Origin of the sequence: Citrifermentans bremense (assembly GCF_014218275.1) — a bacterium.
GTDB lineage: Bacteria > Desulfobacterota > Desulfuromonadia > Geobacterales > Geobacteraceae > Geomonas > Geomonas pelophila.
In genome coordinates, this window is record NZ_AP023213.1 from 2,107,369 (window position 1) to 2,131,049 (window position 23,681).

At 60.6% G+C, this 23,681-nt stretch carries 21 protein-coding genes; 11 read left to right on the forward strand and 10 right to left on the reverse strand.

The annotated features are described in order from the left end of the window. Positions 1-199: 199 nt before the first annotated feature. Positions 200-478: a hypothetical protein gene (locus GEOBRER4_RS09395; protein ID WP_085812834.1), complete on the forward strand. Its 279-nt coding sequence runs from the start codon at positions 200-202 to the stop codon at positions 476-478. Here the strand turns inward: GEOBRER4_RS09395 and GEOBRER4_RS09400 are convergent. Continuing rightward, a complete protein-coding gene (locus GEOBRER4_RS09400) occupies positions 471-1,058 on the reverse strand; it encodes an acyl carrier protein phosphodiesterase (protein ID WP_185245177.1) in 588 nt (195 codons plus the stop codon). The two genes, GEOBRER4_RS09395 and GEOBRER4_RS09400, sit on opposite strands and share 8 nt — an antisense overlap. A 45-nt stretch (positions 1,059-1,103) precedes the next feature. Here GEOBRER4_RS09400 and GEOBRER4_RS09405 point away from each other — a divergent pair, with 45 nt between their 5' ends. Next, positions 1,104-1,910, forward strand: coding sequence for an ADP-ribosylglycohydrolase family protein (locus GEOBRER4_RS09405; protein WP_185245178.1), 807 nt, complete (start codon positions 1,104-1,106; stop codon positions 1,908-1,910). Between the two features lie 44 nt (positions 1,911-1,954). On the opposite strand, the gene GEOBRER4_RS09410 is transcribed toward GEOBRER4_RS09405, so the two are convergent. The 3 genes from GEOBRER4_RS09410 to dmpI all read right to left on the reverse strand — a co-directional run bounded on the left by GEOBRER4_RS09410 (position 1,955) and on the right by dmpI (position 3,069). Then, a complete protein-coding gene (locus GEOBRER4_RS09410; RefSeq protein WP_085812831.1) occupies positions 1,955-2,188 on the reverse strand; it encodes a hypothetical protein in 234 nt (77 codons plus the stop codon). A 94-nt stretch (positions 2,189-2,282) separates the two neighbouring features. Beyond that, on the reverse strand, positions 2,283-2,855 hold the full coding sequence (locus GEOBRER4_RS09415) for a flavin reductase family protein (protein WP_185245179.1): 573 nt from the start codon (positions 2,853-2,855) through the stop codon (positions 2,283-2,285). Positions 2,856-2,877: 22 nt separating this feature from the next. Further along, positions 2,878-3,069, reverse strand: coding sequence for a 4-oxalocrotonate tautomerase DmpI (gene dmpI / locus GEOBRER4_RS09420; RefSeq protein WP_085812829.1), 192 nt, complete (start codon positions 3,067-3,069; stop codon positions 2,878-2,880). 224 nt (positions 3,070-3,293) lie between these two features. Here dmpI and GEOBRER4_RS09425 point away from each other — a divergent pair, with 224 nt between their 5' ends. Beyond that, positions 3,294-3,617 carry a peptide chain release factor family protein gene (locus GEOBRER4_RS09425; protein ID WP_226377930.1) on the forward strand — a complete coding sequence of 108 codons (324 nt, stop codon included), beginning with the start codon at positions 3,294-3,296 and terminating at the stop codon, positions 3,615-3,617. Here GEOBRER4_RS09425 and GEOBRER4_RS09430 read toward each other — a convergent pair. Beyond that, positions 3,597-4,514 (reverse strand): selenium metabolism-associated LysR family transcriptional regulator, encoded by a 918-nt coding sequence (locus tag GEOBRER4_RS09430; RefSeq protein ID WP_185245180.1) that lies wholly within the window; start codon positions 4,512-4,514, stop codon positions 3,597-3,599. The genes GEOBRER4_RS09425 and GEOBRER4_RS09430 overlap by 21 nt on opposite strands. 143 nt (positions 4,515-4,657) lie before the next feature. Here GEOBRER4_RS09430 and GEOBRER4_RS09435 point away from each other — a divergent pair, with 143 nt between their 5' ends. The 6 genes from GEOBRER4_RS09435 to GEOBRER4_RS09460 all read left to right on the forward strand — a co-directional run bounded on the left by GEOBRER4_RS09435 (position 4,658) and on the right by GEOBRER4_RS09460 (position 10,573). Further along, positions 4,658-5,431 (forward strand): acyl-CoA dehydratase activase, encoded by a 774-nt coding sequence (locus GEOBRER4_RS09435; RefSeq protein WP_185245181.1) that lies wholly within the window; start codon positions 4,658-4,660, stop codon positions 5,429-5,431. Next, on the forward strand, positions 5,425-6,624 hold the full coding sequence (locus tag GEOBRER4_RS09440) for a double-cubane-cluster-containing anaerobic reductase (RefSeq protein WP_185245182.1): 1,200 nt from the start codon (positions 5,425-5,427) through the stop codon (positions 6,622-6,624). The genes GEOBRER4_RS09435 and GEOBRER4_RS09440 overlap by 7 nt, the downstream gene beginning before the upstream one ends. 24 nt (positions 6,625-6,648) lie before the next feature. Continuing rightward, a complete protein-coding gene (locus GEOBRER4_RS09445) occupies positions 6,649-7,416 on the forward strand; it encodes a rhodanese-like domain-containing protein (RefSeq protein ID WP_185245183.1) in 768 nt (255 codons plus the stop codon). Positions 7,417-7,543: 127 nt separating this feature from the next. Next, positions 7,544-8,554 (forward strand): transglutaminase-like domain-containing protein, encoded by a 1,011-nt coding sequence (locus GEOBRER4_RS09450; protein WP_185245184.1) that lies wholly within the window; start codon positions 7,544-7,546, stop codon positions 8,552-8,554. Positions 8,555-8,728: 174 nt separating this feature from the next. Then, the gene (locus GEOBRER4_RS09455) at positions 8,729-9,658 is read left to right on the forward strand and encodes a hypothetical protein (protein ID WP_185245185.1); all 930 of its coding nucleotides are present in this window, start codon (positions 8,729-8,731) and stop codon (positions 9,656-9,658) included. Positions 9,659-9,673: 15 nt separating this feature from the next. Further along, positions 9,674-10,573 (forward strand): ATP-binding protein, encoded by a 900-nt coding sequence (locus GEOBRER4_RS09460; protein WP_185245186.1) that lies wholly within the window; start codon positions 9,674-9,676, stop codon positions 10,571-10,573. Positions 10,574-10,745: 172 nt separating this feature from the next. Here GEOBRER4_RS09460 and GEOBRER4_RS09465 read toward each other — a convergent pair whose 3' ends face one another. Beyond that, complete coding sequence (locus GEOBRER4_RS09465) at positions 10,746-12,008, reverse strand: OmpP1/FadL family transporter (protein ID WP_185245187.1); 1,263 nt, start codon at positions 12,006-12,008, stop codon at positions 10,746-10,748. A 268-nt stretch (positions 12,009-12,276) separates the two neighbouring features. Here GEOBRER4_RS09465 and GEOBRER4_RS09470 point away from each other — a divergent pair, with 268 nt between their 5' ends. Next, the gene (locus GEOBRER4_RS09470; RefSeq protein WP_185245188.1) at positions 12,277-13,080 is read left to right on the forward strand and encodes a methyltransferase domain-containing protein; all 804 of its coding nucleotides are present in this window, start codon (positions 12,277-12,279) and stop codon (positions 13,078-13,080) included. A 118-nt stretch (positions 13,081-13,198) separates the two neighbouring features. Here the strand turns inward: GEOBRER4_RS09470 and GEOBRER4_RS09475 are convergent, their stop codons facing one another. From GEOBRER4_RS09475 to GEOBRER4_RS09485, 3 genes are all read right to left on the reverse strand, one after another. Next, positions 13,199-15,142 carry an HD domain-containing phosphohydrolase gene (locus GEOBRER4_RS09475; protein WP_185245189.1) on the reverse strand — a complete coding sequence of 648 codons (1,944 nt, stop codon included), beginning with the start codon at positions 15,140-15,142 and terminating at the stop codon, positions 13,199-13,201. A 16-nt stretch (positions 15,143-15,158) separates the two neighbouring features. Further along, positions 15,159-17,243: a PilZ domain-containing protein gene (locus GEOBRER4_RS09480; RefSeq protein WP_185245190.1), complete on the reverse strand. Its 2,085-nt coding sequence runs from the start codon at positions 17,241-17,243 to the stop codon at positions 15,159-15,161. Between the two features lie 247 nt (positions 17,244-17,490). Next, positions 17,491-19,617 carry a sensor domain-containing diguanylate cyclase gene (locus GEOBRER4_RS09485; RefSeq protein WP_185245191.1) on the reverse strand — a complete coding sequence of 709 codons (2,127 nt, stop codon included), beginning with the start codon at positions 19,615-19,617 and terminating at the stop codon, positions 17,491-17,493. Positions 19,618-20,015: 398 nt separating this feature from the next. On the opposite strand from GEOBRER4_RS09485, the gene GEOBRER4_RS09490 reads away from it, so the two are divergent. Continuing rightward, the gene (locus GEOBRER4_RS09490) at positions 20,016-22,151 is read left to right on the forward strand and encodes a sensor histidine kinase (protein ID WP_185245192.1); all 2,136 of its coding nucleotides are present in this window, start codon (positions 20,016-20,018) and stop codon (positions 22,149-22,151) included. Between the two features lie 16 nt (positions 22,152-22,167). On the opposite strand, the gene GEOBRER4_RS09495 is transcribed toward GEOBRER4_RS09490, so the two are convergent. After that, entirely contained in the window at positions 22,168-23,544 is a 1,377-nt protein-coding gene (locus GEOBRER4_RS09495; protein WP_185245193.1) for a TatD family hydrolase, read from the reverse strand. Between the last annotated feature and the right edge of the window lie 137 nt (positions 23,545-23,681).

The following is a 23,681-nucleotide window of genomic DNA, read 5'->3' on the forward strand; positions in this document are numbered from 1 at the left end:
CACATTGCCGCATGCGCCGGGTGGAAACGCAGCTCTAGAAGCGGCCGGAAAACCTCCCTTTTCGGGTCGGCTTGCAAATGGAAGTGTCATGGATAGTATTTGTGCTGCTTAATAGATCAACGGTTGTTTTTTCACACGTTGAGGGGGCGCGAAGCTCCATGGAGGCAAGAAGAAAAAACGGCGCGAAGGAGGAACCCGGATGCATGAGATCGGTGACATGATCGCGGCAAGAGTCAAGGAAGCCCTCCCCGAAGCGAAGGTCGTCTGGGAAAGGGAACCTCCCCCCGGGGGGCTCCGTGGAGGGGTTCTGAGCGCGGAGCTGAAAAACAGGAAGTTGACCATGCAGTTCGAGGGGCCGGCGCACGAGGTGGCGGCCGAGAACCTGGAACCGTCCCTGGTGGAGCAGGTGGTCGACGATTTCCTCGACTTCTTCGCCAGGTCGATCTATCCCAAAGAGAAGTTCACCAGGATCATCTAGGGGGCGCGGTTCTGAGCCTCTCGGCGTAGGCCTCAACCGAGGGGAGGAAGCCCCGGAAATCCTCTTGCAATGTGAGGTAGTGGCGGGTAAGCTCCTCTCCGCCCCCGGAAAGCGGGTTGGACCTGGTGATCCTCCGGGACATGCGCGAGAGGGCTTTCCCCACTCCTTCCACGCTCAGGTACGAAGGGATCAGCTCCTCGAAGATGACCGGAACGAGGTCCCTAAGCCGCTCGGGAAGGTGGCGGCGGTTTTGCTCCACGGCGAGCCTTGCCCGCTCAAGGTAGCGCGGCAGCGGCTCCGCCGTCAGGCTCTCCCAGCCAGCGGCCAGGAAGTGATCGTAGTAGAGGTCGACCAGGATGCCGCGGTAGAGCCCGAAATGGGGCGAGAGGGTCTGCCTGCTGCGGGTGAAATGGAAGTCGTCCTGGGCGAAGGAGTCGATGCGCCGGTGCAGCTGGATGCCGCGGGCGAGGGGAGGGGGGAAGCGTCCATCCAGCGGCCCCTTTACGAAGTCGCCCATGAAGTTCCCGGTGAGGATGCCGGGATCGTCCCCGGAAAGGTAGAGGTGGAACAGGTAGTTCATGGCTTTGCATGATAACAGAAACGAAAGCGCCAGGGGGGCGAAAAGATGCTGGGAACCCTTACCGGCGACATAGTCGGCTCCATCTACGAATGGAACAACATCAAGACCACGGAGTTTCCCCTGTTCCAGGAGCAGTGCCGCTTCACCGACGACTCGGTGCTGACGGTGGCGCTCGCCGAGGCGATCCTGACCGGCGAGGCGTACGCACAGGTGATGAGGCGTTATTGCCGCCGCTATCCGGACGCCGGGTACGGCAGGAATTTCCTCAACTGGGCGCAAAGCGACGACGCCCCCGCCTACTATAGCTATGGCAACGGCTCCGCCATGCGCATAAGCCCCGCCGGCTGGGCCTTCGACGACCTGGAACAGGTGCTGGAAAAGGCGAAGGAGTACAGCGCGGTAACCCACGACCACCCCGAAGGTGTGAAGGGGGCGCAGGCGACTGCCGCTGCGGTCTATCTCGCGCGCACGGGCGCGACGAAACGGGAGATCGCGGCCTTCGTGGCCGGGCGCTTCGGCTACGACCTTTCGCGCAGCTGCGACGAGATCCGCCCGGGGTACAGTTTCGACGTTTCCTGCCAGGGGACGGTGCCGCAGGCCCTGACCGCTTTCCTGGAATCCACCGACTTCGAGAGCGCCATCCGGCTCGCCATCTCGCTCGGCGGCGACTCCGACACGCTCGCCGCCATCACAGGCGGCGTGGCCCAGGCCTACTACGGCGGGGTGCCCGCAGCCATCGCCCGCGAAACGCTGCGCTTTCTAGACGAGCCTTTGCGCAAGGTGACCCTGGAGTTCGAGGCGCGCTTTGTTTCGGGGAGGGGCGAACAAAAAAGGGGACAGGCTACCGTCTAGAAAAGTAGTCTGTCCCCTTTTGCTCTCACCCTTCATGAAGGGCTCTACGCTCCGGCTTTTTCCCGCTCCCATTTCTGCACGGCAGACCGGTAGTCGTCCTGCATCTCGTCCCTTATCAGGTACGTCGGCATGGCTTCGATCGAAGCTTCCTCGCCGTCGCTTTCCGAAAACTCCTCGGCGCTCTCGTCGAGGCAAGCCTCCGGCAAGGTGGCAGAGAGGAGCTCGATGATCTGGTCCAACCGGTTCAGCAGTTCCTTCTTGAAGGTCTCGTCGTCCATGTTCTCATCCCTTGAGTGGAAGCTTGGAAGATTTCCGGAAACGATTATACCGCATCACCCCGGCGCCTTCAGCGGAGACCGGTTCAGGTCCGTGTTACTTCATGAACTGCTTGCCGATCTCGAACCCCTGGCCGACGACGGCGCCCAGGCCGTAGTAGGCCCGGTTGGTCGGGCTGTAGACCAGCGGGAGCACCTTCGCAGGATCGACGTTCCCCTTGTCGTCCAGCACCTCCTCGTCGGCTTTTACGTCCACGATCTCCCCGATGAACTGGGTATGCACCCCGATCTCGACCACCTGCAGCAGGCGGCATTCGAGCACCAGGGGGAACTCGGCGACGTAAGGGGCGTCCACCAGGTCGCTTTTCACCGCAGTGAGCCCGGCGGCGGCGAACTTGTCAGCGCTGCGCCCAGAGGCGATGCCGGCGTAATCGGCTGCGGCGACGAAGGCCTGCGAGGGGATGTTGACCGTGAAGGCCTTGCGCTGCATGATGGCGTCGTAGCTGTGGCGCGATTTTCTAAGCGACACCGTGACCGCGGCCGGATCCGAGCTGCAGACCCCGCCCCAGGCGACCGTGGCGAGGTTTGCTTTCCCTTCCTGGTCGTAGCTCCCTACCAGCCAGACCGGCGTCGGCATGGCGTGGGTCCCTTTACCTAGACTCTTCTTCATAATCCCCCCTGTAGATCGGATGTTATTTCATGATGTCGGAGAGAAGCTTCCCGCCGACCCCGATGTTGTCCCGCTCCAGTTCGTGTATCAACACGATGAATTTGTCGGCGGGAATCTTCGTCACTGCCGCCGCCGCGTCGGTGAGGGCCCTGGTGAGTTCCGCCTTCTTCTCTTTGCCTTCCATTGCGCCCAGTTCTATGGTGATTACCGGCATGCTCTCCTCCTATCCTTGGTCCCGCTCCCTTCGATGCGAAGGAGCCGGGTGGGGGGCCACTCTAGCAAATATTCACCCGCACTTCAACCGCCGGACTCGGGTTCGAGCACGGTTAGGAACAGAGGCTTTGAACTGCGTTGAAGCGGGGTGAGGCCGAAGAATTGAGGCAGGCTGCGGGAAAAGCTGTGCTATACTGCCGGCGGTTGGAACTCAAATGGGGAAAGGTGCTCGTGGAGATAAGGGACGTCGACATAAAGGTGGAATTTTACCGTGCCTCGGGGCCGGGGGGGCAGCACCGCAACACCACGGATTCCGCGGTGAGGATCCGGCACCTGCCGACCGGGGTTGTGGCACAGGCGAGCGAAAGCCGCTCCCAGTTCGAAAACCGCGAGAAAGCCATGGAGCGGCTGGCCGAATTGCTGCGCAGGCGGGAGCAAAAAGCGAAGAAACGCGTGGCGACCAAGGTGCCGCGCCGCGCCAAGGAGAAGCGCCTCACCCAGAAAAAGGCCCATTCGGACAAAAAGAAGCTACGCTCCTCCCTTGAGTGAGGCTTCGGCGTAGATCTCCATCATGATCTCCTTGAAGGCGACCGCCGCAGGAGACAACTCCCTTCCTCGCCTTTCAACCAGGAAAAACTCCCTCTTGATCTCCACGTCAGCCACCGGCACCTGGATCAGCGCCCCCTGTTCCAGTTCGCGCTGCACCGACAGTGCCGAAACGTAGGAAACCCCGATCCCGGCCATCACGGCGCGCTTGACGGCCTCGTTGCTGCCCAAATGTACCGCGACCTTGAGTATCGCCGGGTCGATCCCCGCTTGCCGCAGCGCCTTCGAGACAGCTCTCCCCGTGCCAGATCCAGTCTCGCGCAGCACGAACGACTCCGCCAGGAGTTCTTCCTTGGTGATCCCGCTCATCCGGGCCCAGCGGTGCCCGGCCGGCGCGATCAGCACCAGTTCGTCCTGGGCCAGCGGCGTGAAGACGAGGCTTTCCTCCTCGAAGCGCCCTCCGACCACGCCGAACTCTATCTCTTCCGCCAGAAGCTTCCCCAAAACGTCGCGGCTGTCCCCTTGCAGGAGCACGATGGTCACGCCGGGAAAACGGCTGATCAGAAGCGGCAGCGCCGCGGGAATCATGTATTCGCCGGGGATGCTGCTCCCCGCGATGGTCAGTTCGGCCTCCTCGATCCCCTTGAAGCGCGCGAGCGCCACCGGAATCTCCCTCGCGTACTCAACCAGCTTGCGCGCCCGCTCCAGGAGGATCTTCCCTCCCTCGGTGGGCAAGGCCCCCTTGCCGGTGCGGTCGAGTAGTTTCAGGCCGAATTCGCTTTCCAGTGCTGAGATGTGCTGGCTGACGGTGGATTGGGTGATGAAGGCCGCCTCGGCCCCCTTGGAGAAGCTGCCGCTCTCGGCAACCTTGATGAATACCTCCAGCTGTTTCAGGTTCATCCTTCCCTCCATTAGAAAATGCGATCCCAGGTATTCGTTTTATCGAATTTATCAATTTGACTCCTGAGGGTCAATCGATTATTCATTACAGGCTTTTGGCAAACTATTTAACTTGCTTCGGTAGAAGCAGCGAAGAGGCGGACATGCTCGCAGCAGGCATTGACATAGGTTCAACCGGTACCAAGGCCGTTCTTTTCGACGGCGAAGTGAGGGGCGTCTCTGTCGTCCCCACCGGATGGGACCCGAAGGGCGCCGGACTTTCCGCCTTGCGGCAAGCCCTCGACTGCGCCGGTGTCCCTGAAAGCGCGCTTAATTGCATCGTCGGCACCGGCTACGGGCGCGTCTCGCTTCCGATTTTCGACAGGAAGGTAACCGAAATTACCTGCCATGCGCGGGGCGCCTACCATCTTTTCCCCGATACCGGCACTCTCCTCGACATAGGCGGGCAGGACTGCAAGGTCATTTCTCTCGACGCGCATGGCGGGGTGGTCGACTTCGTCATGAACGACAAGTGCGCAGCTGGAACCGGCCGTTTTTTGCAGGTTATGGCGGGTGTGCTTGAAGTGACGCTTGAGGAAATGGGTCTGCTGGCGGTCGGCGCTGAGCCCGCCCCGATCTCCAGCATGTGCACAGTTTTCGCCGAATCGGAGATAGTCGGGCTCCTGGCCCAAGGGGTTGCCAAGGGAAGCATCGCCGCCGGCATCTTCGAGGCTATTTCCCGGCGCATGCAGGGGCTGGCCGGCAAGGTCCGCATTTCCAGCACAGTGACTTTCAGCGGAGGCGTGGCCCTCAACCCGCAGATCTGCCGGGTCATCGGCGCCGGTCTCGGTGTCGAGATGCGCGTCCCTGCAGCGCCACAGTTTGTCGGCGCGCTGGGAGCTGCACTCATCGGGTTTGAAGGAGACGCAGCATGCTAGCGGGTGAAACGGCAGCGGCCGGTAAGGCTGCCGCATATGAAGAGATCGCTACCCTGCGCGAGAGAAACGCGCTTGCCCTGAAGGAGGCGAAGGAATCCGGCGTCAAGGTGGTGGGGACCTACTGCCTCTACTCGCCTACCGAGCTCATCGTCGCCGCAGGGGCTGTTCCCGTCTCGTTGTGCGGCACCAGCCAGAACCCTATCGCCGCTGCGGAAAAGGTTCTGCCGCGCTCGCTTTGTCCGTTGATCAAATCCAGCTACGGCTTCGCCCTCACCGATACCTGCCCGTTCTTCCACTTCTCGGACCTGCTGCTGGCGGAGACTACCTGCGACGGGAAGAAGAAGATGTACGAGCTTCTCGGAGAGTTGAAGCCGCTGCACCTGATGCAGCTGCCGCAGATCCAGGACGAGGCGGCGCTGGATTACTGGATGGTCGAGCTGAAGCGGCTGGTAGCCCGCCTGCAAGAGGAGTTCGGCGTCGAGATAACCGCCGAGGGCCTAACTTCAGCCATTAACCTGGTGAACGAGGAGCGCCGCTCGCTAAAGGCGCTGCAGGACGTCTGCAAGCTAAGGCCGGCCCCCATCAGCGGAAGTGACCTCCTTGCCGTCCTGCACAATCGCGGTTTCTGCATCGACAAGCGGCAGGCGATCGAACTGCTGGACCGCCTGACTGCAGAGCTGGTGGAAAGGGCAGAGAGCGGTGTTTCCCCTTTCCACGAAAGGACGCCCAGGGTCCTTCTGACCGGGGTCCCGGTGGGGCTTGGTTCGGACAAGGTGGTGCGGCTGGTCGAAGAATCCGGCGGCTGCGTGGTCTGCTTCGAGAGCTGCGGCGGGTACAAGAAGGTGGACCCGGTCGAGGTGACGGGAGACCCCTTGCGCGCCATTGCCGAGAAATACCTGAGGATCCCCTGCTCGTGCATGTCGCCCAACCAGGGGCGGCTGCAACTTCTGGATACTCTGGTGCGCGAGTTCCAGGTGGACGGCGTAATCGATCTCACCTGGCAGGGGTGCCACACCTACAACGTCGAGTCGTACCAGGTGAAAACGCACCTGCAACGCGAGGACCAGATCCCTTTCCTGCAGATTGAGACCGATTACTCAGAGTCCGACACCGAGCAGCTAAAGGTAAGAATAGAGGCGTTCCTGGAGATGATTGGGAGGCGCCGCAAGATGCCGGAAAATGCATTGCCGTAAATCCAAAACTCAATCGGAGGTCACATGAAGAGCTTTTGTCGTTTCCTGAAGGCTAATGCTTTCGCCGTCCTCGCCATCGCCCTGGTGCTCGCTGCAGCTCTGCCGGCACTCGCATCAGAGCCGCAATTCCAGATCATATCGACAGAAGCGCTCAAGGACATGATCGACGAGAAGGTGAAGTTCACGCTTGTCGATGCACGGACAGCGGACGAGTACGACGAAGCTCACATTGGGGGCGCCATCCACATCACCGACAAGGATTTCGCCAAATCGGCGGCGCTGCTTCCCGCTGACAAAGGCGCGAAACTGGTCTTTTACTGCAACGGCGTCAAGTGCGGCAAGAGCAAGAAGGTCGCCGCCAAGGCCAAGGAGGCCGGTTACACCAACATCTTCGTCTACAACGACGGTTTCCCCGTGTGGGAGGAAAAGGGGATGCCCATCGCAGCCGGCCCCAAGTACTCTAAGAAGGTGGAGACGACCAAACTGTCCGCGCGGGAACTGGCAAAGGCCCTGCAGGAGAAAAAGGACGCCTATGTCGTGGTCGACGTCCGTGACGAGTTCGAATTCGCCGAAGGGCACATAGCCGGGGCCATCAACATACCCGCGGAGACCTTCGCCACCAAATCGGGCGTCCTTCCCAAGGAGAAGGCGATCGTCGTCTACTGCAACAGCGGCGGCAGGAGCTACACCGCCTACCGGAAACTGATGAAGCTTGCCTACCCGACCATCTACCAGAGCACCCTGGCCGACTGGAAAGAGGCTGGCTTACCGGTAGTCAAATCGCAGTTGTAAAGGTAGTCAAAGCGCATTTGTAAAACTCTGTAAGACAAAACAACCGGCCACGGAGAAGATCTGAGATAGTTCTCAGGTTTCCTCCGTGGCTGACGTTTAAACCAGCTGTCGAATCAAAGGAGATGAAATGAAAAGGTTGTTGCTGTCCGTAGTTGCCCTCTCACTTAGCATCACACCGGCTGCCTGGGCCAAAAGCCGCAGCGGCGTCGTCACGGTGGAGGTGGACCTTTCCAAACAGCAGGCGGGGAAGGAAACGAAGCTCTGGATACCGTACGCGGTCTCCGGAAAGCACCAGTCTGTCACCGACGTCAAGGTGACCGGCGATTTCGCCGCTTCGGCGGTCTACACCGACAAGGCCAACGGCACCCCGATCCTCTTCGCCCAGTGGGGCAAGGACGCGGCGAGCCGGAAGCTGACCTACTCCTTTGCCGTTGAGCGCGAGGAGGTGCAGGTGCGCGACCTTTCCGCCAAGGAGACCCCCTGGAGCAGGGAGGAATTCGCCCCCTACCTGCAGCCGACCTCCCTTGGGCCGGTCGACGGCGAGGTGAAGAAACTAGCCGACTCCATCACCAAGGGAAAGCGCACCGTCTTGGAGAAGGCGAAGGCGATCTACGACTGGACCTGCGAGAACATGTACCGCGACCCCGCTACCGTAGGCTGCGGCAAGGGGAACGTTTGCGAACTCCTTAAAAAACCCGGCGGCAAGTGCACGGACATCTCTTCGGTCTACGTGGCGCTGGCGCGCGCTGCCGGCGTCCCTGCCCGCGAGATCTTCGGGGTGAGACTCGGCAAGAAAGCGACTGAGGACATAACCACCTGGCAGCACTGCTGGGTGGAATTCTACCTCCCCGGTACCGGCTGGGTGCCGGTTGACCCGGCCGACGTGAGAAAGGCGATGCTGGTCGAGAAGCTGGAGCTGAAGGATGCCAAGACCCGCGAGTACCGGGAGTACTTCTGGGGCGGGATCGACCCGTACCGCTTCCAGGTCGCAACCGGCCGCGACGTCGTCCTGAACCCGCCGCAGGCAGGCGCTCCGCTCAATACCTTCGGCTACCCCTATGCCGAGGTGGGGGGTACAGCCCTCGACTTCTACGATCCCAAGAGCTTCAGCTACAGGATCACCTACAAGGAGCAGTAGCAGGATCAAAGGCATCGCACGCGGATTTAACGGATGACGCGGATAAAGGCGGATTGATCCGTAGTTATCCGTTTTATCCGCGTAATCCGCGTGCGATGCCTTTTGCTTGTTTGCCGGCCGCGTTTGTTGTATCTTTGGGCTGTTTGCGTCCATTAACGTAGTCGGAGAGCGTCTTTGCAAGTCAAAACCGTCGTCGCTTTGTCCCTTCTAGCCTTAACCTTCGCATCCCCATCTTCTTATGCTCAAGATGCTGCTCCCGCTGCGGTAGCACCTGTCGTCGCTGGACCTGAGGCTGCCGTCCCGCCGGAGCAGGTCATCGCATCGCTCACCAAAGAGAACGCGCTCTTGCAGGAAAGGCTGAAGACCCTGGAAAGCTGCAGCATCACCTCGACCGAACTGGCTGCGAGAAACGGCAAGCGGCTCAAGGATATTGCCGGAGACGTACGCGCCCAGCGGCAGGGACTGGCCGATTTCGAGGTGTACGTAAAGTGGATGTCGGGGCACGTGGCCGGCTACTCCAAGTACCTGGCAGCCGGTTCGGTCGCCGCGCGCTTTGCCAAGGTGCTCCCCATCCCCTACGCGGGACAGGCCTCGATGTTCACCAAGTTCGTTTCCGATGCCGCCGTTTCTCTTGGCGCCTCTTCGGTTTCACTCAACAAGTACCTCGCCACTTCGCAGCAGTTCGTCGCTCGGGTCGACACCCTCGACCCCGCGCGCCCCAACCACGCCCAGGAAGTCTCCGACCTGGTCCGCTTCGCCGACCAGGACCTTTTGAAGGGGATGCTGGAGGTCCAGGACCGCCTGGTGACCACCTCGCAGCTGACCACCTCGTCCCTTTCCTTTCTGGAGAGCCTCAACCACTACGTCGGCTCCACCGACGAATACTGGGCCAAGACCAAGGCGCTGCTGAAATCCGACGACAAGGCTGAGAAGAGTTTCCTCTCGGAGAGCACCACCGCGCTGCGGAACAAGGCGCAGGCTTTCAACGCGAAGTTCATCCTTTTTGACGCGACCGTGAAGAAGGCCGCGCCGCAGATAAAATCGCTGGTTGCCTATGACGACCTGGTCCGTTCACTGGATCCGAGGTTCGCCAAATTGAGGTGACGATAGGGAGGGCGCATGGAACTCGATGCAGAACTTGTCGGTCAGTTGAAGAGGGTGCTGGCGGCTGCGGAATGCCTGCTGCCGAAGCCGTTTCCAAGCATCGACTGGAGCGTTTGCCATGCGGCGAACTGGAAGCGGCACTCTTTTGCGGGGTTTCTTGAACAGATCGACAGCATCGAGGGGATAACCCTCGAAGACCTTCTGGGGATCGACAAGCAAAAGCAGGTGATCGAGGAGAACACGCTGCAGTTCCTGGCAGGTCTTCCCGCCAACAACGCGCTCTTGTGGGGGACCAGGGGGACGGGGAAGTCGTCGCTGGTACGGGCCCTGTTGACGCGTTACGCGCCGCAGGGGCTGCGGGTGATCCAGGTGGACAAGGACGACCTGGTGCACCTTCCCGACATCGTGGACCGCCTGAAGGGCGAGCCGTACCGCTTCATCATCTTCTCCGACGACGTCTCCTTCGAGATAGGCGAGTCGAGCTACAAGATGCTGAAAAGCGCTCTCGACGGCTCCGTCTACGCCCCGCCCAAAAACGTGCTGATCTACGTCACCTCCAACCGCCGCCACCTGATACCTGAGTACGAGAGCGACAACAAGGGCGCCATGATGGTGGAAGGGGAGATACATCACGGCGAGGCTGTGGAGGAGAAGATCTCCCTCTCCGGCAGGTTCGGCATCTGGGTCGCCTTTCATCCCTTCAGCCAGGACCAGTACCTGGAGGTGGTACGGCAGTGGGTGGAGCGGTTGGCCGAGGAGCAGGCTGCCGTCGTGCCGTGGGACGAGGCCTGCCGTGAGGCGGCGATCCTGTGGTCGCAGAAGAAAGGGGACCGAAGCGGCCGCATAGCCAGCCAGTTCGCCAGCAACTGGGTAGGGCAGTACCTGCTTTCCCAGAAAACCAAAGCGAAAGCCTGAACCTGAAAAGGCGGAACGCAGAGGTCCCGGAGCAAAATCAGAGGCACTCACCACAGAGACACACAGAGGAACCACAGAGGAAAAACAAAAGCCTGAAGCCTTTGGGTTTTAACCAAAAGCTTCAGGCTTTTCCTGTTTCTGTATTCCTCTGTGTCCTCTGTGGTGAAAGCCTTTAGAACTTGTATCCGACCGACAGTGCCACCAGGTGCGCGTCGGTCTTGTACTTGCCGTTTGCTTCGGCTGAGGCGGGGAAAGCGGCGGGTATGCCGTTGTCCTTGTGCCTGTTCTCAAGCAACTGGTAGCCGTAGGAGAAGGCGACCGTCAGCGGGTTGAAGTTGAGGTCGGTGCCGGCACAGAACACGTGGGTCTTGGCGTCCGGGATCGACGGGTCGAAGGTGCTGTCGGGGACCGGGGTGTCGCCGTAGACGTAGCCGGCCAGAAGGGCGACGGTGTCGTTCATCTGGTACCTCCCCCCCGCGTTGGCCCCCCAGGCGTCTTTCCAGTTCCTAGGTGTTGCGGCGATCTGGCCGTTGTCCATGTGGACCGCCAGCTCCTTGAACTTGGACCACCCCTCCCAGCGAACTCCTGCTTCCAGTACGAGCTTGTCGATCCCCTTGAAGGCAGCGCCCGCGGTGAACTGCGGCGGCAGGGTGAGGTCCGTGTTTCCCCCGATGGTCATCGGGAGCGGCGCGCCCCCGGCGCTAAGCGCTGCATTGGTGAGTGTGGCGTTTCCCGACACGTCGATCTTCACTTCGCTGCGGTAGGAGGCGCCCAGCGAGAGGTGGTCGCAGACGTCATAGGCTACGCCGACGTTGAAGCCCACTCCCTTTCCGTCCCCCTTGAACTTCTGGTTCACGTCGAAGTTGGCAGGGAGGCCTAGCGCCTGGGAGGGAACCTTCTTCTCCAGGCTGGCGTCGAGCAGTATCACGTCGATCCCGGCTGCGACTGCCAGCTTCGGTGTCACCTGGAAGGAAGCTGCAGGGTTGATGTTGAAGGTCTTAAGCGTCGATTTGGTGGCGATATAGCGGCCGTCCCACTGCTCGCCCCACTCGGTCCCGAGACCGAAGGGGTTGAAGATGCCAAGGCCTACGCTCACCTGGTCGTTTACCTTGTGCGTCGCATAGAAGTGGCTCGGGAAGAAGGACGTGTCGCTGGAGGTTTCGTTGCCGGACGCTGCGGGCTCGTACGAGCGGGAGGAGAGGACGCCGGTGGTCCCGAGCTGGACCTGGGTCCCCGGGAGCTTGTTCATCAGCGCCGGGTTGTAGAAGATGGTGCTGGGGTCACTGCTGTGCGCCGTCACCGCGTTCCCCTGTCCCAGTGCAGAAGCGCCGTGCGTGAATACCGCGTAGCCGGAAGCCTGCGCGGTCGCCGCCGCGCCGCCAAAGGCGAGCATGGGTGCCAGCAACGCGACCAGCACTCCCTTCTTTTGTCTCATATCCCCTCCTTGGAATGTTCAGAACTGTTACATCATTAAAAGGGCGCCCGAAGGGGTGTGGTCCCCTTCACCGCGGGCCGCCAAGCGCTCATTAAATATCACATTGTTAGCTCCCTGTAAAGCTTCCTTCGTGAAAATAGACACTTCGGCATGGTTGACGGCGGAGGCGACGAATTAGTAACATGGGCGTTGCCGTGGTTGCCTAATCTCGGCTTTTGTGCTAAAACTCAAGGCTCATTAAAACCGCGAAAACGGAGTAATTTCAAGTATGCAGGCACAACGCTACCTTATGGAGCACGGCGACGAGTCTCTCAGGCTCGACATCAAGACGGACAACGAAGTGACCGCACGGCAGGCAACCTGGGCCGGCATAGCCCCGGGCATGCGGGTGGCGGATATAGGGTGCGGTTCTGGCAAAACCACTTCGAAGCTGGGTGAACTGGTGCAGCCTGGGGGTACCGCTCTTGGCATCGATATAGCGGAGCAGAGGGTGGCTTTCGGGCGCGAGCACTACCAGAACGAGTACGTGAACTTCCTGCACCGCGACGCCCGGCCGCCGATGACGGATCTGGGGGCGTTCGACTTCGTCTGGGTCCGTTTCCTGCTCGAGTACCACAGGGCGAACAGCTACGACCTGGTGCAGAACATCTCTGATATCGTGGAACCGGGGGGGACGCTGGTCCTGATCGACCTTGACTACAACTGCCTGACGCATTTCGGCCATTCCGACCGGATGGACAGGGCGCTGGCAGCCATCATGAAGAGCCTGGAGGGGAGGGCGAATTTCGACCCGTACGTGGGGAGGAAGCTTTACTCGTACCTGTACGATATGGGCTACCAGGACATCAGCGTGGAGGTGGGGGCCCACCATCAGATCTTCGGAGCGTTGAAGCACGCCGACGACTTCAACTGGACCAAGAAGGTGGAGGTCGGGGCGAGGTTTTCCGGCTACGACTTCGCCGAGTATGAAAACGGGTTCGAGGAGTTTCTTGACGAGTTCAGGACTTTCTTCGCACATCCGCGCAGGTTCACCTACACCCCGATCATCGCGGTCCGGGGGCGCAAGCCCTAGGCGGAAAAGCCGCATTAACAAAAGCTTTGCGGCACCGATGGCTGTTGCAATGAAAAATCCCCGCTGTCCCCGGCCCATGGAAATGGGGGGGCAGGGGGGATTTCTCTTTTGGGTCTTCTCAAGCTGAGAAGGGTTGAACCGCGCGGGTTCCGCTTTCCTCGGCCAGCGCATGCTTGCGGCAGTTGATGAACGCCTCCACTATATGCCTTTCGAAGTGCGATCCGCTCCCTTCCCTCAACAGCCGGAAGGCCTCATCCATCTGCATGGGGTCCCGGTAGTGCCTCTGCGAGGTGACCGCCTCGAAGAAATCCGCAACCGCGATGATCTTCGCCCCAAGCGGGATGTCCTTTCCCTTCAACCCCTTCGGATAACCGGTGCCGTCGATCTTCTCGTGGTGGGCGCCCGCTATCTCCGGCACCTGCCGGTAAATCCCCTCGAAGTTGACCTGTTCCAGGATGTCCCGCGTCTTGTGGCAGTGCGTCTTGACGATCTCGTACTCGAGGTCGGAGAGCCTGCCGTTTTTTTTCAGGATGGCGTCCGGAACCCCGATCTTGCCGTAGTCGTGCAAGAGCGCTGCGACCCTGATCATTTCCACCTCGTCCTCGGCAAGCCCCAGCTCGTGGCAGATCTCCTCGCAGTACTCGGTGACCTTTTCCGAGTGCCCTGCGGTGAGCGGGTCCCTGGCGTCGATGGAGGCCGCCATGACCTTCAAGAAGGAGCTGAACTGGGTCGATTTCGCCTCATGCAGGTTGGCGTTGTAGATGGCGATGCCGATGACCGGGGCGATGCTCATCAATAGCGTCACGTCGCTTTGCACCAGGGGGCGCTTGGACTTCAGGTTGTCGACGGCGATGATCCCCAGCGATTCCCCCTCGCAGATGATGGGGCAGCAGATGAAGGTCTGCGACAGGAGCTGCTTGGCGAAGTTCTGGCTCTTGCCGGAGAGGTTCCCGCCGATCTCGTTGATGTCGCCTACGAGGAACGGCCGCTGCTCGCGGAAGGAGACCACGAACACCCCCTTCGCCTCCGGGCGGTCCAGTTGGAACGTGGTCTTGCTGAGAAAGCTCAGCTGCTCGTCGAAGTAGCCGAAGCCGGCGTGAAAGACCAGCTTCGTCTTCTCGGGGTTGGCCAGAAGGATCAGGCCGCGGCTGTAGTCCAGGCGCTTTTCCAAGACCTGGACCACGTTGTCGAGGATGTCGTGGAGGCGGGTCTGCTTGCTGATGACCTGGCCGATGTCGTTTGTGACCAGGGCGTTGTTGTAGTTGATCTCCAGCTGCTTGAACAGGTTGTCGGAGAGGTCCTTCAGGTTCAATTGCCCTGCCAGGAGCGCCTTTTTCTCGCTGTGCAGCGCGATGACGCTCAAGAGCAGCACGGCTAAGGCCGAGGCCGGCAGCACCCTTTCCAGCCCCTGATGCGGGCTGATGGTGATGGAGGCGGCAGTGAGCAGGGAGAGGAAGACGGCGGTGTAGTTTCTCGTGTACTCCCAGAAGGTATGGCTCGATTTCTCCCACGAGACGATGTAGCGGCAGACCTGCCCCCCCTGGAACATGCACTCGGTGTGCTCGATGCGGGGAAGCTTGACGTCGAAGGCGGCGGCTACGGCCTCGAAAAAACCGATGCGGTTTTGGCACTGGAACGGCTGCTCCTTGGTGCCGGGACGCGGGGTGACGGTGATCTCCACCTTGTTGGCGGCGAGTTTCCTGGAGGTGTAGACGGAGGAGCGGACGAAGTTGTTGTTGGTGGCCTTGCCGATCATCTCGTAGGCCCTGGCGGGGCCGACGAGCCCCAGGAAATACTGCCTCATCATCCCGATCGCATCGGGAGAGGCTGCGTAGCGTCCCGCCTCCCTGGCGAGGTTCTCGTTCCCGGTGAGTTTCAGAAGCCGTTCGTGGAAGCGGTTCACCTGCTCCTGGGTGAACCAGTGCCCCTGGTCCGCGACCTCGTACGGGCTCATCCCTGCGTAATCGAGGAGCTCGGTGATGTTGACAAAGCTGTACTTGTTCTTGATCAGCTTTATGTAAGTATCCGTGATCCGGCTGTTGTACAGCGGCGCATCCGTCATCTTCGCTATCCTTGCCTCACTGGGCCACTGCTTCGGCTGTCTGCCTCTTGCTCTTGTTCCTGGTGACCAGCGTGGTCAGGTACTTCAGGAACTTGGTGCCGCTGTTTTGTACGTTGAGGCACCAAAGGGCGTATTTCTTGTCGAACGGGATGCCGGCCGCCTCGACGTAGCTGACCGGGTAAACCAGCACCGGGATGTCGTCTTGCTGGTACTTGTGCGTAAGTATGGAAAGCGCCAGGTTGATTATGTCCTTGGGGAGCAGCTCCGGGTCCATGATCAGCACCTGTATGCAGTTGGTGAGATCGGATAGGTTGAGCCCCGCGTCGGAGAGGTTGACGGTGAAGACGGCCTTTATGTTGCCGAGCTTCTTCAGCGTGTAGCAGTGCCTTTTCAGGCTGAAGCCGAGGCGCTCGTACTCCTTGGAAAGTTCCTCGTAGTGGATCATCTCCGGCTCCAGGTTGAGCGCGTGCAGCATGAGCCCACCCGACTCCTGCTCGTAGAAGCTCTCCAGTTCGAAGAGGTCCTCCGCGGTGGAGCGCGCCAGTTCCCAGGGGCCTGAGAAGTTCCAGTTATCCGAAAAGCTCCTTTTGTAGTGCAGGTAGGCGAAGGTGTCGATCGAGCACCCCTTCTGGTCGGCGATCAGCTTCGCCGCGGTGCCGAAGACGCGGTTGGGGAACTTGTTCTCGGGGCGGTAGTAGCAGATGACGTAGTTCATGTGCGCCGAGTGCAGGTTGTAGCAGTCGTTGATCGAGTGGGCCAACTGGTTCAGCACCACCAGCCCCGCTGTGGACGACTCCGCCCTGTTAGCGGCGTGGTGGTGGATGAGCCAGCTGTTTTCGTAGAAGCGCAGCATCGCCATGTGTCCCAGGATGGAGCCCTTCTCGTGATAGATGAAGTGCCGCGCGATGCTGGGGTTCTCTGTGTAGAGCTTGTCGTACATCTCCTTCAGCTGCGTCTTGTTGGCCTGGACGAAGGCGTACTTCTCCGGGTAGATGAAGCCGGTCTCGAAGAAGAACTGCCAAAGTTCTTCCGTGTTGGCGCGGTTACTGATGTAGGCGTTCTTGTCCTTGGCGAGGTAGAGCAGGCCCAGGAGGTTCACGTGCTCCCTGATGTCCATGTCCAGAAAGCTCAGCCCGCACTTCACCTTGGCGGAGCCGTCCGCACCCTGGAGCACCTGGCGGTAGATCACCTGGGCCATGCATTTTGTGGTGAAACCGTTGGCGATGCGCAGCTCGAGCTCGGGGATGATCATGCCGGGAAGGAGCACCGAACGCTCCTGCTCCTCGTTCACCGAGAAGCCGGAGCCGGAGATGTCCACCACCTTGAGGTCGACGCTCTTGCCGCTCAACGGGTGCTTGAAGAAGGCGTTGGGCAGCGGCAAGAGCTCATGGCGCACGCTGCGGATCTCCTTTGCCTTGAAGCGCTGCATCTGGTCTTGCAAAGGCTCCAGCACGTAGACCCGGCTCCTGGGTCCAAGGGTCTGCGAGATGATGCGGCAGGAGCCCGAGTAGATCGTGGTCTGTTCGTTGCTGAAGACAACCTGCACCGGGACCTCGGTGTTGACCCAGTGGAAGGCCTGGTTCGGCGCGCCGTCGGTTTCCACCCGGAAGGAGACCGCGCTGAAGTCGAGCAGGGTACCCTGGAAGCGGGCCGAATTCTGCAGCAACTCCACCCTGATCCCCTCGCAGCTGTGTCTCCTGGTCTTTCTGTAGTTCACCTCGATGCACTTTTCCGGAAGCAGGAAGGTGGCGCCGCTGTCGCTCAACGAGATCAGCTCCGGGACTGCGACCACGAGTTTCGTGCCGTCGATGATGAAGATGTTTTCGAAGGTGCAGGCAGCGATGCTGGGCTGGGACTCGCTGGTCAGGGTCCAGCGGCACTCCAGCTTGTTGTTCATGCAGGGCTGCGGGCGCGCCTCGAGGCTCACCGTGCGGGGGTACTTCGAGTGCCTGAAGTTGACCAGTATGGAGTCTTCTTTGAAATTGATGAAGTTCAGTCTGTTGATGAGTTTTGTGAGGCTGATTTCCTTCTGGCTTCCCAGTGAGAACTCAATAACCGTTCCCGGCCTGGCAAACTGCAGGATTTTTCGTGCGCTCTCCATCCAAGCTCCCTTGACAACCGATAACATCACAGAGACAGACGTCAAAACTTAATCGTGTTGCATGCCTGCCTCAGTACTGCTTATCGCAGGCAACATACAGACATTCGTTCTTGCGCATAAATACCACGAACGTAACTTTTTTTCACTATTAAAAGAAAAAGCCGCGGAATCTGCGGCATCGATGTGTGCTTGTCTTGTTTTTTTCTTGAGAGAGAAGCGCGGAAATAGTGGGGGCTTTGGGCGCGCCTTATCCTTTTGCACCTACAGAGGCTTCAAGGTAGGCGTTGAAATCGAGGGTCTTCGCCATGCCGGAAGGGGGGGCGGGGGCAGGCATCTCCTTTTGCCCCGGTGAGGTGCGGGCGGCGACGATGCGGTTGCGGCCACTCGCCTTGGCCTCGTACAGGGCGACGTCGGAGGCGTGCACCAGGGCGGTGAAGGTGCGGCCGTCTTCCGGGAACGAGGAGACGCCGAGACTCGCGGTAAGCCGGACCTGAGGGATCTCGCTCTCGCCGGGGAATATTTCCCTCTCTATCTCCGACCTGATACGCTCGGCGACGATCATCGCCTCCACCTTCGAGGTCCCGGGGAGTACGGCGCAGAACTCCTCCCCCCCGTAGCGGGCCACGATGTCCATCTCGCGCAGCGAGGCCTTGATTATTTCCGCCGTGATCCTCAGGGCTTCGTCTCCGGCCAAGTGCCCGCAGAGGTCGTTGTAGCTCTTGAAGAAGTCGAGGTCGATGAAGATGACGGTGAGGTTCAGCCCCTGCCTGATGCTTCGGTTCAGCTCCTCCTCGAGCCGGTTCTTCAGGAAGCGGCGGTTGTAAAGCCCGGTGAGCGCGTCGGTGACGGAAAGCTGCTCGAAGCGCTCGGACTCCTCCAGCACCTCGGTCCGCTCGATCATCAGCGACGCCAGGTTGGCGAAGGAGGTGAGCACCTGCAGGTCCGCGTCGGTGAAGGGGGCGAGGTTCTTCTTGTCTGAGAGGTTCAAGACGCCGATGATCTTGTCCTTGAGCTTGAGCGGCATGCAGATGAGCGATTTCGACTTGAAGCGGAGCCTGTTGGCCATGGCGACCCGGCTGTCCTTCTCCACATCGTTGACCAGCAGGGGCTGGCCCGACTGCGCCACCATCCCCGCTATCCCCTTGCCCACCTTCACCGGGAGGCAGCGCGCGATGTTCAAGGTCATGCCCAGGGTGAAGACGATGTGCATGTTCTGACCGTCCTTGTCGATCAGCATGACGGAGCCTTGTGTCGCGTCGATCAGCTCCGCGGCGATTTCGAGGATGGCCTGGTAGAGCTCGTCCTTGCTGTCCACCTGCAGCAGGGTGTTGGTCAGCGACATGAGCCGCTGGGAAAGGGCGTTTTCCTTGCTCTGCTCCGCGTCTTTCAGGATGCGCGACAGCTTCGCAGCGGTGGCGCTTGCCAGCATGGAGATGAGCAGGGAGGTGCTTTTGCTGGGGGCTGCGTCGAAGAGCGCCACGAACCCCAGGCGCTCGTCCTGGCAGCGCAGCGGAAAGCAGGTGCAGACGGTCGCCTGCACGGCCGGCAGCACCTCGCGCATCTGGGCGTCGTAGATGACCGTCTTCGCCTGGCGGTCCTTGGCGGTGAAGAGGTGGATGGCGTCTGCGGGGATGCTCCCCAGCTGGTCGGGAAGCCCCCAGACCCCGCTGACCTCAAAGGAGCTGCCGGAGGCGTCGCGCAGCGCGATGGCTGTTTTGGGCGCGTTGAAATGGGTGACCAGGGCCTCGCAGCAAAGTCCCACCGTCTCGGTCACCGTGTTGGCATGGTCGAGCTCTTCCAGCGAACGCGCGACGGCGCTAAGCCTTGGATCGCATTCGTCTTCGCCAAGCTCGGCGGAGCTGGGCAGCGGAGCGCTGTAGGAGGGTGTGCAGGAGAATTTTTCCACCCGCTGCGTCACCTCCCGGGCAAGCTCCTGGGCTACCTGCTCGACCTCGGCAAGTGAAGCGGTGCAAAGCGATTCCACGTAAGGAAACAGCGAAAAGACCTCGCCGCCTCCGGAGCGGGCGAGCGCGGCCAGCTGCCACAGGTCGATGGAGTCGTCCCTCACGCCGTCTCCCACCAGGCAGAACTCCTCGCTCCCAATGCTGAAGGGGATGACAAAGCCGAAGAAGCCGCCGCCGTAGCGACAGACCGAGGTGGTTCCTTCCTGGAAGTAGACCTCCAAGTTGGGCTCGAAGAACTGCCTTGCAACGTCCCGGCAAAGCGCATCTTCCACGACGGAACAGCAGTTCTCGAACTCGCTGCGTGACGGCTTGCGGCAGTAGAGGGTAAGGCTGTAGGGCGCCAGCGAGGGAAGGGCTTTAAGCCCCGCCAGCAACTCCTCGAACGTTCTTTTGTCCGGTCCTTTTCCCACAGTCACGGCTCCCGCTATAGAAGTGATACGGCCTTAAGGGCCACCTGCGCGGCGGTAAAACTGCAACTGACCAGCAAGCTGTGTGCCACCTGAAGCATTCTCCCCTTCCTGAGAGGCTGCCGCAAGGATCATCATGCCGGTCGGCGCGATGTTATCTCTAAGTGATATTTTCCTCGGTTCAGGGTACAGCATCCTGAGCGTATACTATGACTATTGTGATATTTTTCTGTAATCAGAATCACACAGATAGGAAAATCTATCACAAAACGGCTGAAACCGGCATAATCTCAGTAATATCCGGTCGCCCCTTCTATGAGAGTGCTTCAACGATGTTTATTTATATTGATTATCCGAACCTTCATGGGTAAACTTCGGCCACTTTCTTGGAAGGGGTTGCAATGGCTTTAGGGCCCGACACACCGCTGTATAACAGCCGCATCATTGGCTTGTTCTTGAAGCTGCTCAGGGAAAAGTACCCCCAAGTAGACATCGGCGACCTGCTGAACCATGCGCAGATGAAGAAATGGGAGGTGGCGGACCCGGGGCACTGGTTCAGTCAGCGCCAGATCGACCTTTTCACCGAGAAACTGGTTCTTGTGACGGGCGACCCCCGCATAGCGCGGGAGGCCGGACGCTACGCCGCCTCCCCGGAAGGACTGGGATCGCTGCATTCCTTCATTCTCGGGCTCATCGGCCCGGAATACGTCTTTTTCGTCATGCACAAGCTGGCGCGCAAATTTTCGCGCTCCTCGCGTTGTTCCTCACGCAGGATCGGCCCCCGAGAAATCGAGGTGACCGTGACCTTCGAGCCGGGGGCGAAGGAAAACCCTTATCAATGCGACAACCGCATCGGCTACTTCGAGGCCGCCTTCCTGCTTTTCGGTCACGATTTTCCCCGCATACGCCATACCGAATGCATCTTCAAGGGAGCAGAGGTCTGCCGCTACAACATCTCCTGGAACCCGTCGCTCATCTCGCGCCTGATCCAGGCCCGCCGTCTCTCCTTGCTGCTGCTCCCGCTGAGCTCGCTTTCCCTGTTCTTCGCAGGTGGTAAATTCTTTACCCCGTCCCTCACCCTGGCGCTTTTCGTTTACCTGCTTTTCACCCTGCTGCTGCACGCACAGGAGCGCAAGGCGCTTCTTTCCTCGCTGACGAACATGCGCAACTCGACCGAGAAGCTTCTTGTCCAGACGCAGGACAACTGCGACAACGCCCGGATGATCAACGAGATCGGGGAGGTGCTTTCGACGAGGACCGACCTGGACGACATCCTGAAGAGCGTGAACCAGGTGCTCTTGAAAAGGCTCGATTACGGCCGCGGCATCATCTTTCTCTTGGATCAGGACCGGCAAGCGCTGGTGCTCAAGGGATGTTTCGGGTTCAGCGAGGAGCATCAGCTGAAGCTGGAGCAGATGGTGCTACCAATAGCCAGCGGCACGCCGCACGGCGTCCTGGTCCGCTCCTTCCTCAGGCAGGAACCGCTTTTGATCAACGACCTCTCGGAGGTGAAGGCGCGGGCCAGCGCGGAAAACTACGCCTTCTTCGTGGGGCTTGGGGTTAAATCCTTCATCTGTGCCCCCATTGTCTGCGAGGGGGAGTCCCTGGGTGTATTCGCCGTGGACGACATGAAAAGGGGAGGGGAGCTTTTGCAAAGCGACCTGAACCTGATCCAGGGGATCGCGCCGGTGATAGGCATCGCCATCAGGAACGCCATGCACCTGGCAAACGAGCGGCGCCTCTCGGAGCAGCTCAGGAAGGCGTCTGAACTCCTGGAGCGCCGGGTTGACGAGCGGACCTCTGAACTCTCCCACGCCAACCAGGAGCTGGAGTTCCTCTACGATTCGGTGTCGCACGACCTGCGCACTCCGATACGGGTGATCTACGGTTACGGCGAGCTGCTTTTGGAAGAGTACGGCATGCAGCTCGACGCCACCGCCAAAGAGTACCTTAAGTGCATCATAAGCGGCGGCGAGAGGATGGAGGCGACCCTGGACCGGATGCTGGACCTTTCGGAGATCCGCCAGGCCCAGCTCGACCTGCAGCCGGTCGACCTGAGCCGGATCGCGCACGGCATCATGGCGGACCTGAGGATAGCCGACTACAAGCGGGAACTGACGGTGAACATCCAGGAGGACGTGGTCGTGATCGGCGACGAGAAGCTGCTGACCCGCGTCATGGAGAACCTGCTTGGCAACGCCTGGAAGTACACCTCCGGCAAGGAGACGAGCGTGATTTCCTTCGGCATGCGCGATGGGGTCTGCTACGTCGAGGACAACGGTGAGGGGTTCGACATGGCTCAGGCCCAGAGGTTGTTCCTCCCCTTCCAGAGGCTGCACGGCGACAGCGAGATCGCCGGTCACGGCTTCGGCCTTTCCATCGTGCGCAAGATGATAGAGCGCATGGGGGGGCAGGTCTGGGGAGAGGGGAAGCCCGGAGAGGGGGCGACCTTCTACTTCACCCTCCCAAGTGTCGTCAAGGCAGAGGCTTTGCCTCCGCAGGCTTCCGCCGACGCCGGCGAGCCTGTCTCTCATTGAAACCTGGCAGCACCCTTCAACCTACCTCGGCATACTCCCGCTCCCGGTAATCGACTCCCAGCGACTGCGCCAGCTCCCGCACCTTCCCCACGTCCAATCCCGGCACCGTAACGGCGCTTGCCGTCACCTGAGGCACGTGCTTCGGCGCTTCCTTCAAGAAATCGCAGACCCCCTGGAAGCCGGCCGCCCCGAAGGGGGTGTTGCACAGGCGCTGGTAATCCTCGGCGTTGGCGGCGTTGAGGCTCACCGAGAGGACGTCCACCAGCCCTGCCAGTTCGGGGAGGATATTCCTGCCGTGCACGAGGTTCGCCTGGCCGTCGGTGTTGACCCGGACCTTGAGGCCCCGGCGCTTGAGCTCCGCCGCCACTTCCTTCACCAGGTCGAGCCGGACCAGGGGTTCGCCGTAGCCGCAGAAAACCACCTCCTCGAACCCTGAGGCCTTGTCTATCGCAGCCAGAACCTCGGCGCAGTTCGGCTCGTGGGAGAGCTTCAGCTCATGACCCTTCACCGCGAAATCGTCGAACTTGGGGCAGAAGGTGCAGCGGTTCGAGCAGCGGTTGGTGATGTTCAGGTAGAGCGAATTGCGGATCATGTAGGCGATGGTGTCGTCTTCGGCGGGTTGCGGGATGCCAAAGAGCTTCCTCGTGTTGAACGAGGTGATCCTGCCGACGTCCTCGACCGAGAGCCCCTTGATCTCTGCCACCCGCTCGGCGGTGAAGCGCACGAAGGCGGGCTCGTTTCTCTTGCCACGGTGCGGCACCGGCGTCAGGTAGGGGGCGTCCGTCTCCACCATGAGATGCTCGATCTTCACCCCGCGCACCACCTCCCTGAGCGCCTCGTTTGAGGGGTAGGTGACGGTCCCGGGGATCGAGATCTTGAAACCTAGCTCGATGCACTCCTGCGCCATCTCGAGATCGCCGGAGAAGCAGTGCAGCACGCCTCCAACCTCGCCCGCTTTTTCCTCCTTGAGGATAGCCATGATGCGGTCGTGCGCGTCCCGGTCGTGGATGATGAGCGGCAGTGAGAGCTCGCGAGCCATCCTGATGAAACGCCGGAACACCTCTTCCTGGTTTTCCCTGGACGAGCGGTCCCTGAAGAAGTCGAGGCCGATCTCGCCGATGGCGACCACCTTGGGGCTGGAGAGCGCCATCTTGCGCACCCTTTCATAGCACTCCTTGGTGACCCCGTCCGCGTCGTGGGGATGGATGCCGACCGAGCAGTAGACGTTTTCGCGCGCCCCGGCAAGGGCCAGCGCCTCCTCGCTCGACTCGAGATCGGCCCCCACCGCGACGATGGTGCGGACTCCCGCCTCGGCTGCGCGCTCCATCATCTCCTCGAAATCTGCCGCATATTCCTTGCCGTATATATGTGCGTGGCTGTCTATCAGTTCCATGTCGGTTGCTCCTTTGTATTAAAATCCCGCTTTCGCAAAGAGGGAAAATCCCCCCTGTCCCCCCTCGCACCTTCGCGGACCGAAGCGCTACGGCGCGCAGGCCCGTCGCAAAGGGGGGGACGTTATAGCTTCCCCTT

Coding starts and splice junctions, on each gene's coding strand:
- GEOBRER4_RS09395 (WP_085812834.1), top strand. CDS start 200: ATGCATGAGATCGGTGACATGATCGCGGCAAGAGTCAAGGAAGCCCTC.
- GEOBRER4_RS09400 (WP_185245177.1), bottom strand. CDS start 1,058: ATGAACTACCTGTTCCACCTCTACCTTTCCGGGGACGATCCCGGCATC.
- GEOBRER4_RS09405 (WP_185245178.1), top strand. CDS start 1,104: ATGCTGGGAACCCTTACCGGCGACATAGTCGGCTCCATCTACGAATGG.
- GEOBRER4_RS09410 (WP_085812831.1), bottom strand. CDS start 2,188: ATGGACGACGAGACCTTCAAGAAGGAACTGCTGAACCGGTTGGACCAG.
- GEOBRER4_RS09415 (WP_185245179.1), bottom strand. CDS start 2,855: ATGAAGAAGAGTCTAGGTAAAGGGACCCACGCCATGCCGACGCCGGTC.
- dmpI (WP_085812829.1), bottom strand. CDS start 3,069: ATGCCGGTAATCACCATAGAACTGGGCGCAATGGAAGGCAAAGAGAAG.
- GEOBRER4_RS09430 (WP_185245180.1), bottom strand. CDS start 4,514: ATGAACCTGAAACAGCTGGAGGTATTCATCAAGGTTGCCGAGAGCGGC.
- GEOBRER4_RS09435 (WP_185245181.1), top strand. CDS start 4,658: ATGCTCGCAGCAGGCATTGACATAGGTTCAACCGGTACCAAGGCCGTT.
- GEOBRER4_RS09440 (WP_185245182.1), top strand. CDS start 5,425: ATGCTAGCGGGTGAAACGGCAGCGGCCGGTAAGGCTGCCGCATATGAA.
- GEOBRER4_RS09445 (WP_185245183.1), top strand. CDS start 6,649: ATGAAGAGCTTTTGTCGTTTCCTGAAGGCTAATGCTTTCGCCGTCCTC.
- GEOBRER4_RS09450 (WP_185245184.1), top strand. CDS start 7,544: ATGAAAAGGTTGTTGCTGTCCGTAGTTGCCCTCTCACTTAGCATCACA.
- GEOBRER4_RS09460 (WP_185245186.1), top strand. CDS start 9,674: ATGGAACTCGATGCAGAACTTGTCGGTCAGTTGAAGAGGGTGCTGGCG.
- GEOBRER4_RS09465 (WP_185245187.1), bottom strand. CDS start 12,008: ATGAGACAAAAGAAGGGAGTGCTGGTCGCGTTGCTGGCACCCATGCTC.
- GEOBRER4_RS09470 (WP_185245188.1), top strand. CDS start 12,277: ATGCAGGCACAACGCTACCTTATGGAGCACGGCGACGAGTCTCTCAGG.
- GEOBRER4_RS09475 (WP_185245189.1), bottom strand. CDS start 15,142: ATGACGGATGCGCCGCTGTACAACAGCCGGATCACGGATACTTACATA.
- GEOBRER4_RS09480 (WP_185245190.1), bottom strand. CDS start 17,243: ATGGAGAGCGCACGAAAAATCCTGCAGTTTGCCAGGCCGGGAACGGTT.
- GEOBRER4_RS09490 (WP_185245192.1), top strand. CDS start 20,016: ATGGCTTTAGGGCCCGACACACCGCTGTATAACAGCCGCATCATTGGC.
- GEOBRER4_RS09495 (WP_185245193.1), bottom strand. CDS start 23,544: ATGGAACTGATAGACAGCCACGCACATATATACGGCAAGGAATATGCG.